Raw genomic sequence first — 15,998 nt, 5'->3', positions numbered from 1 at the left:
TTGAGGTCCCGACGAACTCGGCCACCGGAATGACGTACGACGGCGGTCCAGGCCATCTCTCGCGCGAGAGGTGACCCGGACCGCCGTCGTCGTATCCGGCCGATCGCCTCGCCGGTCCCGCCGGTCCCGCCGGTCCCGCCGGTCCCGCCGGTCCCGCCGGTCCTGCCCGACGACGGCCGGTCGCGCGGACCGCCGACGATGCGGACCACGGACAATGGGGCCGTGCAGCACTTCGCCTCAGACAACTACGCTCCCGTCCACCCCGAGGTGATGGCCGCCATCATGGCGGCGAACGCCGGGCCGGACGTTCCCTACGGGGACGACGCCACCACGGAGCGCCTCCAGGCGCGGGTCCGCGAGATCTTCGGCCCGACGGCTGCCGTGTTTCCCGTGCTGATCGGTACGGGCGCCAACGTGATCAGCCTGATGGCGGCCGCACCTCGCTGGGGCGGGGTGGCGCTGAGCGACGTCGCCCACGCGAACACCGACGAGAACGGCGCACCGGAGCGGGTCGGCGGGCTCAAGCTCCTCGCCTGTCCCTCCACCCACGGCCGCATCACCCCCGACGCGGTGCGGGCCTGGGCCGGTGACCTCGGCAACCCGCACCGCGCGCAGCCGGCCGTGCTGTCGCTGACGCAGTCCACGGAACTCGGCACGGTCTATCCGCTCGAGGACCTCAGGTCGCTGGTGGCCGCCGCCCACGACCTCGGGATGCTCGTGCACGTCGACGGGTCGCGGCTGGCCAACGCCGCGGCGTCGCTGGGGACGGGACTCCGGGAACTGACCGCCGACGCCGGCGTGGACATCCTCTCGCTGGGTGCGGCGAAGAACGGCGGCATGATCGGCGAGGCCGTGGTCGTGCTGGACGGCGGTGCCGCCGCCGGTATCGCAGGGTCGATCCCGTTCCTGCGCAAGCAGACGATGCAGCTGGCCTCGAAGGCGCGGTTCGTGTCGGCGCAGCTCCTCGCGCTGCTGGGCGAGCCCGGCAGCGCGGGAGCGCCGGAAGCTCCGGCCGAACGGGCCGCCGTACCGGAGGGACAGGTCGCGGCGCAGGCCGCCGCGCCGGTCGCGCAGACCGCCGGTCCCGCGACGGCGCCGTCGGACACCGACCCGCTCTGGCTGCGCAACGCCTGGCACGCGAACGCCATGGCCGCCCGCCTCCGGGCGGGCATCGAACGCGCGCTGCCGGGCGAAGTCGTGCGGGTCACCCACCCCACCGAGGCGAACGTCGTCTTCGCGAGCCTGCCCCGCCAGGTCGCGGACGCCGTGCGCGAACGGTTCCGCTTCTACGACTGGGCCGACGGCGAGACGCCGGACCGCGTCGAGGCCCGCTGGATGTGCTCGTGGGTCACAACGGAGGCGGATGTGGACGCGTTCGTCGAGGTGATCGCCGCCGAGGCCGGGTGAACCGATTTCGATGCGATTTCGGCGATCCGGAACCTGTGGATTCTTGGTCGTGCACGCTGCGGCGACATTAGGCTGATGCGGTGGATCAGACCGTCATGCCGCCCGTCGCGGCCCGCCGACCCACCACCCGCACCCATCACGGTGACACGTTCACCGACGAGTACGAGTGGCTGCGCGTGAAGGAGGACCCGGAGGTCGTCGCGCATCTCGAGGCCGAGAACTCCTGGACGATGTCGCGCCTCGAGCACCTCGCGCCCCTGCGCCAGTCGATCTTCGACGAGATCAAGGCACGCACGCAGGAGACCGACCTGTCGCTGCCGTCGCGCGACGGTGGCTGGTGGTACTACTCCCGCACCGAGGAGGGGAAGCAATATCCGATCCACGCGCGGTACGAGGTCAGCGATCCGGACGACTGGACGCCGCGGGTCCTCGAGCCGGGTGAGCCCGTGCCGGGCGAGCAGGTGCTGCTCGACCAGAACGTCGAGGCCGACGGCCACGACTTCTTCTCGCTCGGCACGTTCGACGTGTCCGACGACGGCGGACTCCTCCTCTACGCGGTCGACACGGCCGGTGACGAGCGCTACACGCTGCGCATCCGCGACCTGAGCACCGGGCGGGACCTGGACGACGAGGTCACCGGCACGGCCCCCGGCGCGTTCTTCGCGCCGGACGGAGTGCACGTCTTCTACCAGACCGTCGACGAGGCGTGGCGCCCGCACCGCCTGTGGCGGCACCGGATCGGGACGTCACGGGACGACGACGTGATGGTGTTCGACGAGCCCGACGAGCGGTACTGGATGGGCGCGGGAGTGTCCCGGTCCAAGAAGTACCTGATGATCGAGCTCGCCTCCAAGGTGACCAGCGAGTGCTGGATCCTCGAGGCCGACGACCCCACCGGGGAGTTCCGCTGCGTGCGGCCCCGGTCCGAGGGCGTGGAGTACTCGGTGGAGCACGCGGTACTGCCCGCGGCGGACTCGCCCGACGGGAGCGCCGGCCGCGACGTGCTCCTCGTCCTGCACAACGAGAACGCGGAGAACTTCGAGCTCACCGTTGCCGACGTGCCCGGGCCCGAGGGCGCGGCCGGCTGGGGCGACGTCGTCGTGCCGCACGACCCGGACGTCCGGCTCGAGGGCATCTCCGCCTCCGAGCGCTACCTGGTCCTGTACTACCGGCGGGGTGCGATCGGCCGCAGCGGGATCCTGCGGCTCCATGGCGGCTCACCGGGGACGCTGTCGCAGATCCGGCCCCAGCTCGTCGAGCCCCGAGGGTCGGGCCGTCCGGAGGTCGGCGCGGCCGGCAGCACGTGGCGCTTCGAGGAGATCGCCTTCGGGCAGGATCTCGAGTCCGTGGGCGCCGGTGTCGGCGTCTGGGAGCAGCCGAACCTGCTGGTCGGGTACGCCTCGTTCGTGACACCGTCGGCCGTCTACGACTACGACGTCGCGACCGGCGAGCGCACGCTCCTCAAGCAGACGCCGGTGCTCGGCGGTTTCGACCCGGACGAGTACGCGCAGCGCCGGGAGTGGGCCGTGGCCGAGGACGGGACGCGCGTCCCGATCTCGCTGGTCTGGCGCAAGGACCGCGTGGCGCTCGGGGACGACGGCGTGCCCACCGCTCCCGCTCCCGTGCTGCTCTACGGCTACGGCGCCTACGAGATGTCGCTCGACCCGTACTTCTCGATCCCGCGCCTCTCGCTGCTCGAACGGGGCGTCGTGTTCGCCATCGCGCACGTGCGCGGCGGCGGCGAGATGGGCCGCCACTGGTACGACGGCGGCAAGCTCGGTCACAAGGGCAACACCTTCACGGACTTCGTGGCGTGTGCGCGGCACCTCGCCTCCGCGGGCTGGACCACGCCGGAGCGCACGGTGGCGGACGGCGGATCGGCCGGCGGCTTGCTCGTCGGTGCGGCACTGAACCTGGCGCCCGACGCGTTCGGCGGCGTGCTCGCCGGCGTGCCGTTCGTGGATGCTCTGACGTCCATGCTCGACCCGTCCCTGCCGCTCACCGTCACCGAGTGGGACGAGTGGGGCGATCCGCTGCACGACGCTGCCGTGTACGCCTACATGAAGTCGTACAGCCCGTACGAGAACGTCCCCGACGACGCCTCGCACTACCCGCAGGTGCTCGCCACCACGTCGTTCAACGACACGCGCGTGATGTACGTCGAACCGGCGAAGTGGGTGGCACGCCTCCGCGCGGCGGGTGCTCCCGCCCTGCTCAAGATCGAGATGCAGGCGGGCCACGGCGGCGTTTCGGGGCGCTACGCGACGTGGGAGCAGATCGCCTTCGAGCACGCCTGGATCCTCCAGGTCCTGGGGCTCGCCGAGTGAGGCGGGTCAGCCGCTCAGGACGGACTTGGCGCTGAGGACCCGGGCAGCTGCCTGGTCGATCCGGGCCGCGAAGCCCGGGTCCTGCTCGGCGCGCTCCACCAGGGCCTGAGCCATGGGGGCCGCCGTCGTCGGGTCGGCGGAGGCCAGCACGAGGTCGACGCCCGCCTCGACCGCCAGCACCGCGCGCTCGCCCGGGGCCCATCCCTGGACCTGGGCCGCGGCGGAGAGGTCGTCGGTCATGATGACGCCGTCGAACCCGAGGTCGTCGCGCAGCAGGTCGATCGCGGCGGGGCTGAACACGGCGGGCCGCTCGGTGTCGATCTTCGTGTAGACGGCCGACGACATCATCACGAACTCGCTTCCCGACTCCACGTTCGCGGCGAACGCCTCGACGGACTTCGCCTCCGGCCCGGTCACGGTGTCGGTGACGCCCGCGGCCGTGTCGGTGTTCCCGACCACCAGGCCGAGCCCGGGGAAGTGCTTGGGCGCGGTGGCGACCCCCGCGTCGCGCTGGCCCTGGCCGAACGCCACCGACCCGGACACGACGGAGTCCAGGGTGTAGCCGTAGTTGCGCCGGTTCGCTCCGATGGGTGCGTTCGACGCCGCCGACTTCGCCAGCACCACGTCCGCCACCGGAGCCAGGTTGAGGTTCACGCCGACGTCGGCCAGCTCGGTGCCCCAGGCCTCCGCGCTGCGGCGCAGGTCTCCGGGGGACATGGCGGCCTGGTCGACGGCGCTCGGCAGGTCGCTGAAACCGTCGCCGCGCAGCACCTGCACGGCGCCGCCCTCCTGGTCGGTGGCGACGAGCATGAGCGGGTCGCGCGGGTTCGCGGCGGCTCCGAGCGAACGGAAGTCCGCCACGAGGTGGCGGACGGGACCCTGCCCCGCCTGGGTCCTGCCGTGCAGGAAGACGTTCGCCACGTGGTGCTCCTGGATCGCGGCGGTCGCGGCGTCGCGCCCGCCGGCAACCGGCACCCCGACCATGAGGATCTCTCCGACCCTCTCGGCGAGGGTCATGCCCTCCAGGAGTTCGCTGCCCGACGGCGTCACCGGGGCGGTGGACCGGTACGTCTCCGGGTCGGGCGAGGCGCTCGGGGACGGCGCGGCCGTCGTCGGGGCGGACGTGGCGGCGCGGGACGGCGTCGTGGTCCCGGGGCCGGGGGGCGACGACTGGCGAGATGTGCCGGCCTGGCCGCCGCACCCGGCGGTGGCGAGAAGGAGCAGGACGGTGACGAGCGGCGCGAGCCTGGAAGTCATTCGCCCAGTATTGCGGCTCGGGCAAGGCACGCGCGGGCGGCTCGGATCACCGCGCCCGATCGGGTGCGGGAAGGCCTTCTGTCAAGGGTCCTGGTGCCCGGAATTCGGCATTACGACCGGACTTGGTGGAGGAGTGACCAAGCGGATGCCGAATCGTAACCGCCTCCCTGTCATGGGATTGTGGATGTGAAACACGTCGCGGCTACACTTCCGGCACTGTGGAGAATCCGCGGCGGTTTCAGGGCCCGTTCAGCGTTGCTGAATACCCCTGGTTACCGCGGTTCTCGAACTGTCCGAGCAACCCTCGGACATCTGGCACTGAACACCACGGAGGACCCGGCACATGACAGCCGACCGACCGATGATCGCGACAGCCCCACGGCGCCTGCTCGCCGTGATCATGGCTGCGTTCGCGGCGCTGATCGCGGGAACGGCGATGTTCGCCGTACCCGCGGGAGCGGCGACCGACGACATCGCGACAGACTGCACGCCCGACGCGAGTACCACCTGTGTCTCGCCGATCGTGCTCGACGAGGACCGGGAACCCGTACCAGGCGTGGAGATCTCCATCGCCGGCGAGGATTTCGAGGTCGTCGTCACCACGACCGACGAGGGACCCGTGTCCGTGGCGGTGCCGGAGCGCGGCACCTACACGCTGACCGTGAACACGGACACGCTGCCCGACGACACGCACGCCGATCCCACCGAGCGCGAGATCAGCGCCCAGACCGGCGCCACCGCGCGCGGCGCGTTCACCATCGGCACAGGCCCCGCTCCGTCCCCGGACGAGACCGAGGCCGAGACCAGCGCGCCGTCCCCCGACGATCCCGGTGCGGCAGGAGCCGAAGGGCTCGTCGAGGAGGACGTGACCGTCTCCGGTCTGCCGTCGTTCGGGCAGGTCTGGCAGCAGTTCGGCTCCGGCCTCCGGTTCGGCCTCCTGCTGGCCCTCGCCTCGGTGGGTCTCAGCCTCATCTTCGGCACCACCGGCATCTCGTCCTTCTCCCACGGTGAGCAGGTGGTCATCGGTGCGATGGGCGGCTTCATCCTGATCAACCGGGCCGGCCTGCCGGTCTGGCTCGCCGCGCTGCTGGTGATCGTCATCGGTGGAGTGACCGGCCTGCTGCAGGACGCGGCGATCTGGCGCCCCCTGCGCCGACGCGGCACTCCCGCCGCGCAGCTCATGCTCGTGACGATCGGTCTCTCGCTCGCCCTGCAGTACGTGCTGCAATGGATCGAGAGCGGATCCATGCGCATCATCACCACCAACCCGGTGCCGACGACGATCGCGGGGATCACCCTGAGCAGGGCCTCCTGGATCTCGATGGCGGTCGCGCTGGTCGTCCTCATCGGCATCGCGCTCCTCCTCACCAGGACGCGGATCGGCCGGGCCATCCGCGCCGTCGCGGACAACCGGGCGCTCGCCTCGGCGACCGGGATCGACCCGGACTCCGTCGTCCGCGTCGTGTGGGTCTCCGCCACCGCGCTCGCCGCGCTCGCCGGTCTGCTCATCGGGATCTCGTTCGGATCCTTCACCTGGAACCTGGGCGTCCAGCTCCTGCTGCTGATGTTCGCCGCGGTGACCCTCGGTGGTCTCGGCACGGCCTACGGGGCACTCGTGGGATCAATCCTGATCGGCCTGGTGGTCGAGCTCGCCGGACTGGTGATTCCCAGTGACGTGCGCTACGCCACCGCCCTGCTGATCCTCATCCTCGTCCTCCTGATCCGGCCGCAGGGCATCCTCGGCAGTCGCGAGCGGATCGGCTGAAGGGAGCCTCGCCATGGAAGAACTACTTCGAGTCCTCACTCTGGCCCTCGGGGAACTGCTCGCGCCGGCTACCGCCGCGTACGCACTTGCCGCGATCGGCCTGAACGTCCACTTCGGCTACACGGGCCTGCTGAACGTCGGCCAGGCCGGCTTCATGCTGCTCGGTGCCTACGGTTTCGGTATCGCGACGATCTCCGGTGCGCCGTTCTGGGTCGCCCTGCTCATCGCGATTGCCGCCGGAACCCTCTTCGCGGTGGTCCTCGGCCTGCCCACCCTGAAACTACGGGGGGACTATCTGGCGATCGTCACGATCTCGGCCGCGGAGATCATCCGTATGCTCGGGCGATCCACCATGTTCGACGAATACACCGGTGGTGCCGCGGGCATCCGCGGCGGCGACTACAAGGGGTCGTTCCAGGAACTGTCGTTCCTGCCGGACGGCCGCACCATGGTCGGTCCGCTCGAGTACCTCAACAACGGCTCCGATTCCTGGTGGACCCGCATCTTCGCGTGGAGCCTCGTGATCCTGGCGCTGCTCGTCGTCTGGCTGCTCACCCGTAGCCCGTGGGGTCGCGTGCTCAAGGGCGTGCGGGAGGACGAGGACGCCGTCCGCGCGCTCGGCAAGAACGTGTACTCCTACAAGATGCAGGCGCTGATCCTCGGTGGCGTCCTCGGCGCGCTCGCCGGGATCATCTACGTGTTGCCCGGTGCCATCGCACCCGATGCCATGGGCCGCACCATGACGTTCTGGGTGTGGACGGTGATGCTCCTGGGCGGTGCCGCGACGTTGTTCGGCCCGGTCCTCGGTTCGATGCTGTTCTTCTTCGTGTACATGGTCTTGCGCACGGGGATGCGGACCGACCTCATGGAGTTCCTGCCGATCCCGGCGCAGAACGTCGACCACGTGGCGGGCGCTCTCGTGGGTGTGACCCTCATGCTGATCGTGATCTTCCGACCACAGGGGATCCTGGGGAACAAGAAGGAGCTGGCCCTCGATGCCCGATGAGAAGACCGTGAACGAGAACGACACCGGCGCCGCCGTTCCGGGCGGCGGCCAGGAAGCGCCCGCCCAGAGCGAGACCGCGAAGCGTGCCGGGCGGGACCTGTCGCACATCGCGCCGGAGGTCGGCGTGGCCAAGCCCGATGCGATCCTGACGGCGCAGGGCGTGCAGCGCCGCTTCGGCGGTCTGACCGCCGTCGACGTCGACTACCTGGAGGTCGAGCGGGGCGCGATCACTGCGCTCATCGGGCCGAACGGTGCTGGGAAGACGACCTTCTTCAACCTGCTCACCGGGTTCGACAAGCCGAACCAGGGATTCTGGACGTTCCAGGGCGAGCCGATCTCCCACAAGAGCGCGGCGCGCGTCGCACGGTCCGGGATGGTGCGGACCTTCCAGCTCACCAAGGCGCTGTCGCGCCTGACGGTGCTGGAGAACGTGCTGCTCGCGGCGACCAAGAACCCGGGGGAGCGGATGTTCGCCTCCATGTTCAAGCCGCTCTGGGCGGGCACGGAGACCCGGAACAAGGAGAAGGCCCTCGAGATCCTCGAGCGCTTCAGGCTCGACACGATGCGCGACGAGTTCGCGGGTTCGCTGTCGGGCGGCCAGCGCAAGCTGTTGGAGATGGCGCGGGCGCTGATGACCGACCCGGCCATGATCATGCTCGACGAGCCGATGGCGGGTGTGAACCCGGCGCTGGTGCAGTCACTGCTGGGACACATCCAGAACCTGCGCGACGAGGGCATGACCGTCCTCTTCGTCGAGCACGACATGCACGCCGTGCGGCACATCTCCGACTGGGTGGTCGTCATGGCGGAGGGCCGGATCGTGGCCGAGGGCCCGCCCGGGTCCGTCATGAAGAACCAAGCGGTGGTGGACGCCTACCTGGGCGCACACCACGACACCGACCTGGGCGACGACGCGCTGCTCGACCCCGCGGTGCTGGCCCGGCTCGAGGCCGAGGAGGAGAAGCGATGACCGAGGCGACCGCAACGGAGACGGTGGCGGCGGAGGGCCGCACGACGCCGGGCCTGCCCGCCGACAAGGAGCTGCTGCTCAAGGCCGACAGTCTCGTCGCGGGTTACGTGCCCGGCGTGAACATCCTCAACGGATGCTCGATCGAGGTCGGCAAGGGCGAGCTCGTCGGGATCATCGGCCCGAACGGTGCCGGGAAGTCCACGCTGCTCAAGGCCCTGTTCGGACTGGTGAACATCACCTCCGGCACGGTGACGCTGGACGGCCGGGACATCACCGGCATGAAGGCGAACTCGCTGGTGGCACGTGGTGTCGGGTTCGTGCCGCAAACGAACAACGTGTTCCCCTCGCTCACCGTCGAGGAGAACATGCGGATGGGCGTGTACCTGCGCCCGAGGACGTTCGACGAGCGGTTCGAGTTCATCGTCGACCTGTTCCCCACGCTGGGGGAGCGGCGCAGTCAGCGGGCCGGCGCCATGTCCGGTGGTGAGCGGCAGATGGTCGCGATGGCCCGTGCGCTCATGATGAACCCGTCCGTGCTGCTGCTCGACGAGCCGTCGGCCGGACTGTCGCCCGTGCGGCAGGACGAGGCGTTCCTACGGACGCGCATGATCAACAAGGCCGGCGTGTCCGTGATCATGGTGGAGCAGAACGCGCGGCGCTGCCTGCAGATCTGCGACCGGGGCTATGTCCTGGACCAGGGCACGGACGCGTACACGGGCACCGGCCAGGAGCTGCAGAGCGACCCGAAGGTGATCTCCCTCTACCTGGGGACGCTGGCGGAGGACGTCGAGAAGGAGTCCTGAGCGCCTACGAGAGAGACGGACGGATGTCCGTCTCTCTCGTCGGTCACCTGGTGCGGATGTCGACCCAGACCAGGCGGTGGTCACTCGACGGGAACGGGTACTCACCCGTGAGGCGGGAGAGCGGGTCGTCCGACGTGGGCCAGAAGACGCCCGCGTCACGGATCCGGAGGTTCCGGCTCGGCAGCGTGTAGTCGACGCGGAGGTTTCCGGGGGCGCTGTCCGCGAAGTCGGCCGTGTCGAGGGCCGGGTCGCCGAGATGTGCCTCGTTGGCGCCGCCCTGGAGCTGCGCCGCCTCGGCCGCGCCCTCCGACGTCGGCACCGGGTCCTGGATGCGGCGGTGGTCGAGCAGCTGATGGATCGCGCCGTCGTACGAGTCGCCGTCGGCCGGGTCGGCGTTGTAGTCGCCCAGGATCACGAAGGACGCGCCGCGGTGCAGCCCGCCCCGGCAGCCGTTGTCGTCGTAGATGTACGACGCCGTCCGGCCGCCGGTCACGTAGTCGGCCCAGAACCGGATCTCGTCGTGGTTGCGACGCCCGTTGCGGTCCTCCGCCCCGTCGAACGACGGCGGCGTCGGGTGCGCGGCCAGCACGTGCACGGTCCTGCGGCCCACCTTCACGGGGACGTCCCAGTGCGACTTGCTCGACAGCGGCAGCACGTCGAGTTCCTCGTCCGTGTACCAGGGCTCGCCCGTCGCCGGGTCCGTGGGCAGCGCGGCGCCCGGCATGTCCCGCCACCGGAAGTGCTGGAACGTGCGCGCGTTCGCGGTGTCGATCGGATATCGCGACAGCACGACCATGCCGTACTGGCCAGGGAACAGCCCGAAGCCGAGGGCGTCGTCCCCGCCGCCGACCGTGCCGTCGTTGTTCAGGTCGAAGCCGCTCGGGATGCCCGTGTTCGACGGCGCCACGAACGCGTACCGGTACTCGATCGCGTCGGCGTCACCCTGCGGCACCTCGAGGTAGTTCTCCCGGAACAGGCGGACGGCCTCGCCGGCGTCGTCGTAGTCGAACTCGTTGAGCAGCACGACGTCGGGCCGCGCGTGCTGGATGACCTCGGCGACGGTACGGGCCTGCTCGTTGCCGCCGTCGGACAGATCGGCGACGAGCTGCCCCTGTGCGGCGCGGTTCAGCGACAGGTTGTAGGTGGCGACGCGCAGGTTCTTCTGCACGCCGGGCCTTTTCATGGACGACGACGCCGGTCGGTCGGCTCCGGTGTCGGCCGCGCGGTCGGGGACGGGGCTGGCCACGGCGGCAGCAGTGCCTCCGCTGCCCAACAGGGCGGCGGCGAGAACGAGGCCCGTGGTGCGCAGGAGTGGGCGGCGCATGGGAACTCCTTGGAATGGTCGGACGGTGCGCGCCCACGGTAGTGCGGCCGCGGTGAACACGGAGTGACGAGCAGCGAAATCTCGCTCGCCGGCCACGTGCCATCAGAACCCGTCACCGCCGACGCCACCAGCCGACGCCAGGGCACCGAGACCCGCGGTGTAGGCGGCGCTTCGGATGAAGCTGCGGCGGTCCACGTCAGCCCTTCCCACGTGCTGGAGGCTCGCGACCGGGTCAAGGATCCCGGGCCCGAGATGTTCCTCATAGGCGGCGATCACCTCATCAGTGATCCTTCGTTGCCCCAGTTCAGCATGGGTCAACGTTGTCTTGCCGAAGTTCGTCAGGACCGCCATCTGCTCGCGACTGATCCCGGCGGCCTCACGCGCGAGACGCAGCCGAGCGCCCGTATTTGTGACCGGTTGTGACCGCGCCATCCGAGACCCCCTTTTCCGCGCCTGCCGTCTCCGCCATCGACGACTACGGCACCCGGGGCCGGACGGCGGCGATCGGCGCACCCATAGGCAGAGGTCAACCCTGCAACTGATGGGTTACGCCGGCCCGGGCACACAAGTAGCGTGGTCGTCGTGAGACTCGACGAAGGAACGTGCCGTACTCGGTTCGCGGCTGCTCGCTCGGCGACACTCGCGACGGTGGGCAGTGACTTGTGGCCGCACGTCGTGCCCGTGACGTTCGTGGCTGTTGAGGACGTCGTGTTCATCGGGATCGATCAGAAGCCGAAGACGACCACCAACCTTCGCCGGCTGCGCAACATCGCGGACAACGACCGCGTGTCTCTTCTGTGTGACGAGTACTCGGACGAGTGGACGCGCCTGTGGTGGGTTCGAGCCGACGGCCACGCTGATGTCGTGGCGACAGGGCCCGATCACCAATCAGCGGTCCGGCATCTCCAGGCACGCTATAGCCAGTACGTCGATGACCCGCCTCGTGGTCCGGTGATCCGCGTGAACGTCTCACGGTGGTCCGGGTGGTCCTTCTCCAAGCAGTTGCCTGCATCGGGAGCAGTCAAGTTGCCCACATAGACTGGCTTGGATATCCAAGCGAAGAGGTCGGGCCATGGAGACGTTCACGTTGGGGCGGCGATCGGCATGTAGCTGAGGACTTGCCGCGGCAACTGGAGTTGGCCTACCTTATTCATCAGTTTGTGAATTCAATCTCGCGACATGTCGATCCGCTTAGCGTGAAGGGCTTCTCCGATATGGGAACAAATGCTGGCCCGTACAGCATTGGTAGCGATTCTTGGCCAGGCGCCAGCAGGGTTATCGAGGAGTGCGGTGAATTGCTACAGGTTCTTGGAAAGCTGATCGGCGCGGGTGGAGCGACCGCTCATTGGGACGGGACCGATCTTGGCGAACGGCTGGCTGATGAGATCAGCGATACACGAGCGGCACTCGACTTCTTCATCTCGGCGAACAATCTCCCGGCTTCGCTGATAGACGAGCGAACGGCTCAAAAGCGTGCTCAATACGAGCAGTGGCATCGAGAGAATCAGTGACTATGCCGATTCGGGTTGTCACTGATCGCGGCCTGAATTTTCGGGCGAATATCGCGTATGGCTGCCGCGTTCAGGTGATCAGTCTTGGAGAGAAACAGGGTCAGTTGCTTCTTTGCGCGATTTGAGGCGATCCGACTGGTCGCAATCTGGCTGGCCGCGGCCGCCGCTTCTTCCAGACGATTGAGTTTGATGTACAGGCGTGACAGCATTCCCAGGTAGAGTGCGGCGTCGCGGGCATCGCTCTCGGTGGTCAGCGCGATAGCCTCCAAGAGGTTGTGCTCGGCGAGGGTCTCGACCTCGATCCAGGTGCCGTCGATCTCGGGAACTCGCGCGAGTGACGCGAGTAACCGGCGCCCGTCGACGCGCAGGTCGTAGTTGCGGCAGCGCTTCTCGAGCGCATCGAGCATCGCCGACGCTGACTTGCTATGCGGTCGCGGTCTGGAGGGTGTGGCGGATCCGGGTGGCGCTCTTGGTGGTGCGGTCGGAGTTGATCTGGTCGAGGACGCGCAGGGCGGCGTCCCAGGCGCTGACGGCGGCGGCGTGGTCGGAGTTGGTCCACTGGGCGTGGCCGAGTTCGGCCATCGACAGCGCCCAGATGCGAGCCTTGGCGGTCGGGTCCCAGATGTTGGTCACTTCGGCCAGGAAGTTGGCGGCCTCGGCGGAGTCGTTCATCGCGGTGAACGTCTTGGCGGACTGCCGCAGCACGGGGCCTTTGTGCGGGCCCCACTGCGCGGCCCAGCGTGGGATCTCGTCGGTCGACTCGGCATTGAGCGAGGGTGTGCGTGCGAGAGTGCGCGCCGCAGCGGCGCTCTCGCCCGTCTCGGCCTGGCAACGTGCCACGACGAGGTGGAACAGGGCTTCGGTATCGGTGCCGATCGTGGCGTGCCGGGCGCGGTCGAGGGATGCTTCGGCGAGCCTGACCGAGTAGGTCTTCTGCCCGACGTCGCAGCCCTGCAGCGCGAGGATGCGCAGGACGAAGGCCTCGTGGCCGATGTTGCCGGACTCGCGGGTCAGATCGAGCGCGGACAAGTAGTAGCGCTGGGCCAGGCCGTCGAGGCCGGCGTCGTGTGCCTTCCAGCCGGCGAGGTAGGCGACCTCGGCGGCAGCGGAGAACGCCTGCGCGCGCACTGCCTCGGAGGCAAAGTTGCCGCGCAGGATCGTTGCGACATCAGTGGCGAGGAACTCGGCCACGGCGGTGCGGCCCGAGTTGCCGCCCATGGTCTCGTCGATGGCGATGAACGAGTCGGTCAGCCGTCGCAACGCCTGAACACCCTCGGCGCCGGTGGTCGAAGCGTCGGTATGGGTCGCGAGCCGGGCAAGGTCGTCACCGCCGACGCCACCGGCCAACGCCATGGCACCGAGACCGGCGGTGTAGGCGGCGCTTCGGATGAAGCTGCGGCGGTCCACGTCAGCCCTTCCCACGTGCTGGAGGCCCGCGACAGGGTCAAGGACCCCGGGCCCGAGATGTTGCTGACCCAGTTCACAGACGCTCTCGCGGAGGTCTGGAGAGCCCGTTGTCATCCTGACGTCAGGAACACGCGAAGCACGTTGCCGACGGTTGTGACCTTCACCGTGGACAGGTCCATTGCGTAGAGGTCTGCTCCGTCCAGGCTCTCACGTTCGTGTGTCGTCAGGAGGGCGAGAGTCTTGCAGCCCGCGGCTTGTCCGGAGACGAGTCCGGCGGGTGCGTCTTCTACGACGAGGCATGTGGACGGGTCGACGCCGAGCCGTTCGGCGGCGACCAGGTATGGCATGGGGTGCGGTTTGCCATGGGTGATGTCCGCGGCGGTGATCATGACGTCGGGTACTGGTAGGCCTGCGCCATGCATCCGCGCCTCGGTAACGACTCTGGTGCCTGACGTGACGATGGCGTACCGCCGGCCGGGGAGCGACTTGAGGAGTTCGACCGCGCCAGGGAGTACGTCCACCATCGCGAAGTCCTTGAGGCAGGCGTCGATGTAGCGTTCGAACGCGGCATCCGGAGCGACTGGCAGCTTGTCGGCGTAAGCAGCGATCACGTCCCGTGACCGTCGGCCATGTACTTGTTCAAGTAGGTCGTCGGCGGGAATGCCGTACCAGTCGCTGAACGCTCGCCAGGATGCTTCGACCATCGCGGTGCTGTCTATCAGGACGCCGTCGTTGTCGAAGAGGACCGCGGACACGTCGATGCTGGACACGGTCACAGGACTCCGATCCGCTGTGCGAATGCTCGCAGCTCCGGCTTGATCCGGCGCAGTTCGGCACCCACAATCTCTCGAACCATCGGGTGCGGCCGGACATAGTCAGGCGCAATCCGCTCGGCGGCCAGGAGCGCTTGGAGCGTCTTGTTGTGCTGGTGCGCGTGGCGGTGTGCACGGGCGAGATCGATGCCGAGTCGGGCTCGCCGCTCCCTGCCCACGTTCGACGTATCGAGGCCGGCAACAGCCTGCACGGCTGAGCCAGGATCACCGAGTTCGACGCCGATCGCCACACGATGGATGGCCACGTTCGTGGGTCCGAACATGGTGTCATAGTGGTTCGCGTCGACCCCGAGCCGCACTGCGGCGGCTTCGGCCTCGCCCAAGTGCTTCGCTGCGCTGGTCCGGTCGTTCCAGTAGGCCGCGATCAGCGCGGCCTGGAGGTGCATTGTTCCCCACAGGCTGAGGTGCGCAGGGCTGGCGGACTTGAGTCCGCCAGCGAGACTGTCGAGCTGGCTCTGAATCAGATCCTGAGCGGGGCCGGGTGCACCGGCGGCTTTGTACACCTCGACGTAGTTCCAGGCGTTAGCCGTGATCAAGAGTGGGTCGTCTGCCTGGCGTGCGGCTTGCCCGGCAAGTTCGGCCGTCATCCAGGCCAGGTCTAGATGCCCCAGTTTCTTGGTCATCGCCCGCGCGTCATGCAGTGCCTCGGCGGCCAGTACGCTAACTGCGCGTCGCTCTAAGTCCGTCGTCGCGCAGGTGGCGAGCGCATGAAGGTCGTCGAGAATCCGCGGCAGGATGCCTCCAAGCTTGCGGAACCCTGCATCCTGCCGGAGCCGGTTCGCCCGACTGACGTCCCGGCGAAGCTCGTCGATCGTCCTGCTGGGCCGCACCGGCTTGCTGATCACGGGCGCTGACCAGTGCATCAGTGACCGGCGAAGGTCCCGCACGATGTCCTTGTCGCCTGTCACGCTGGGAACCAGAGGGACCTGTGAGTTGCCCTTCAGATTCCCGGGGTCGATGTCCAGGACGTCGGCGATCCGCAACAGGACTGAGTTGCGGTCCAGCGGAATCGCGCCGCGCTCAACCTTGGAGACCCAACTCGAGGAACGGCCGACGAGGCCGGCGAAGGCCTGCTGGCTGATCCCGCGAGCTACTCGAGCCCGCGAAACTCGCTCACCGATCGTCAACTCCGTAGGGATTTCCATCGGGGCGGTCCTTCCTCTCTGCAACTGGCGCACCTCGACGATAGGGCTCGACGTCGATGCCGAACTGGCAGAAAAATTCCCACTACCAGCATCCCACGGTATCTAGCGTTGCTGTCGCTGAACAGAGATCGGGTCATACAGCCGAGCGTCATCACTCAACCGCGACCAGTCAAGTACAGCAGCCTTCTGCCGGGCGGTCCACGCCCCCCCGCACTCGGAAGGCGAGCTTGACCGCACATCTCC

The 15,998-nt window shown here is 68.7% G+C and carries 15 protein-coding genes; 8 read left to right on the top strand and 7 right to left on the bottom strand.

Features of this window, described 5'->3' with window-relative positions:
• Nucleotides 1-222 precede the first annotated feature (222 nt).
• Nucleotides 223-1,407 carry a threonine aldolase family protein gene (locus ACYVK5_RS03105; RefSeq protein WP_460701827.1) on the top strand — a complete coding sequence of 395 codons (1,185 nt, stop codon included), beginning with the start codon at nt 223-225 and terminating at the stop codon, nt 1,405-1,407.
• 95 nt (nt 1,408-1,502) lie between these two features.
• Nucleotides 1,503-3,734 (top strand): S9 family peptidase, encoded by a 2,232-nt coding sequence (locus ACYVK5_RS03100; protein ID WP_460701858.1) that lies wholly within the window; start codon nt 1,503-1,505, stop codon nt 3,732-3,734.
• A gap of 6 nt (nt 3,735-3,740) precedes the next feature.
• On the opposite strand, the gene ACYVK5_RS03095 is transcribed toward ACYVK5_RS03100, so the two are convergent.
• Nucleotides 3,741-4,991, bottom strand: a complete 1,251-nt coding sequence (locus ACYVK5_RS03095) for a glycoside hydrolase family 3 N-terminal domain-containing protein (RefSeq protein WP_460701826.1) — start codon at nt 4,989-4,991, stop codon at nt 3,741-3,743.
• Between the two features lie 343 nt (nt 4,992-5,334).
• Between ACYVK5_RS03095 and ACYVK5_RS03090 the strand changes: the two genes are divergently transcribed.
• From ACYVK5_RS03090 to ACYVK5_RS03075, 4 genes are read left to right on the top strand one after another with little or no spacing between them, the layout of a single operon-like run.
• Nucleotides 5,335-6,756: a branched-chain amino acid ABC transporter permease gene (locus ACYVK5_RS03090; protein WP_460701825.1), complete on the top strand. Its 1,422-nt coding sequence runs from the start codon at nt 5,335-5,337 to the stop codon at nt 6,754-6,756.
• A 13-nt stretch (nt 6,757-6,769) separates the two neighbouring features.
• Complete coding sequence (locus tag ACYVK5_RS03085) at nt 6,770-7,762, top strand: branched-chain amino acid ABC transporter permease (protein WP_460701824.1); 993 nt, start codon at nt 6,770-6,772, stop codon at nt 7,760-7,762.
• A complete protein-coding gene (locus ACYVK5_RS03080) occupies nt 7,752-8,732 on the top strand; it encodes an ABC transporter ATP-binding protein (RefSeq protein ID WP_460701823.1) in 981 nt (326 codons plus the stop codon). The genes ACYVK5_RS03085 and ACYVK5_RS03080 overlap by 11 nt, the downstream gene beginning before the upstream one ends.
• Nucleotides 8,729-9,535 carry an ABC transporter ATP-binding protein gene (locus tag ACYVK5_RS03075; RefSeq protein ID WP_460701822.1) on the top strand — a complete coding sequence of 269 codons (807 nt, stop codon included), beginning with the start codon at nt 8,729-8,731 and terminating at the stop codon, nt 9,533-9,535. The genes ACYVK5_RS03080 and ACYVK5_RS03075 overlap by 4 nt, the downstream gene beginning before the upstream one ends.
• Nucleotides 9,536-9,578: 43 nt before the next feature.
• Here the strand turns inward: ACYVK5_RS03075 and ACYVK5_RS03070 are convergent, their stop codons facing one another.
• The gene (locus ACYVK5_RS03070; protein ID WP_460701821.1) at nt 9,579-10,859 is read right to left on the bottom strand and encodes an endonuclease/exonuclease/phosphatase family protein; all 1,281 of its coding nucleotides are present in this window, start codon (nt 10,857-10,859) and stop codon (nt 9,579-9,581) included.
• Nucleotides 10,860-10,961: 102 nt separating this feature from the next.
• Nucleotides 10,962-11,210 (bottom strand): hypothetical protein, encoded by a 249-nt coding sequence (locus ACYVK5_RS03065; RefSeq protein WP_460701820.1) that lies wholly within the window; start codon nt 11,208-11,210, stop codon nt 10,962-10,964.
• Nucleotides 11,211-11,432: 222 nt separating this feature from the next.
• Here ACYVK5_RS03065 and ACYVK5_RS03060 point away from each other — a divergent pair, with 222 nt between their 5' ends.
• Nucleotides 11,433-11,897 carry a TIGR03668 family PPOX class F420-dependent oxidoreductase gene (locus tag ACYVK5_RS03060; RefSeq protein ID WP_460701819.1) on the top strand — a complete coding sequence of 155 codons (465 nt, stop codon included), beginning with the start codon at nt 11,433-11,435 and terminating at the stop codon, nt 11,895-11,897.
• Nucleotides 11,898-12,055: 158 nt separating this feature from the next.
• Complete coding sequence (locus ACYVK5_RS03055) at nt 12,056-12,370, top strand: hypothetical protein (protein ID WP_460701818.1); 315 nt, start codon at nt 12,056-12,058, stop codon at nt 12,368-12,370.
• Here ACYVK5_RS03055 and ACYVK5_RS03050 read toward each other — a convergent pair.
• From ACYVK5_RS03050 to ACYVK5_RS03035, 4 genes are all read right to left on the bottom strand, one after another.
• Entirely contained in the window at nt 12,364-12,777 is a 414-nt protein-coding gene (locus tag ACYVK5_RS03050; protein ID WP_460701817.1) for a hypothetical protein, read from the bottom strand. The two genes, ACYVK5_RS03055 and ACYVK5_RS03050, sit on opposite strands and share 7 nt — an antisense overlap.
• Nucleotides 12,778-12,793: 16 nt before the next feature.
• Nucleotides 12,794-13,777, bottom strand: a complete 984-nt coding sequence (locus ACYVK5_RS03045) for a hypothetical protein (protein WP_460701816.1) — start codon at nt 13,775-13,777, stop codon at nt 12,794-12,796.
• A 110-nt stretch (nt 13,778-13,887) separates the two neighbouring features.
• A complete protein-coding gene (locus tag ACYVK5_RS03040) occupies nt 13,888-14,532 on the bottom strand; it encodes an HAD-IA family hydrolase (protein WP_460701815.1) in 645 nt (214 codons plus the stop codon).
• A gap of 17 nt (nt 14,533-14,549) precedes the next feature.
• Nucleotides 14,550-15,755 carry a helix-turn-helix domain-containing protein gene (locus ACYVK5_RS03035; RefSeq protein ID WP_460701814.1) on the bottom strand — a complete coding sequence of 402 codons (1,206 nt, stop codon included), beginning with the start codon at nt 15,753-15,755 and terminating at the stop codon, nt 14,550-14,552.
• Nucleotides 15,756-15,998 lie beyond the last annotated feature (243 nt).

This window comes from Myceligenerans halotolerans, from assembly GCF_054782975.1.
The sequence above is the reverse complement of the archived record's forward strand: the minus strand, read 5'-3'. Positions and strand labels throughout refer to the sequence as shown.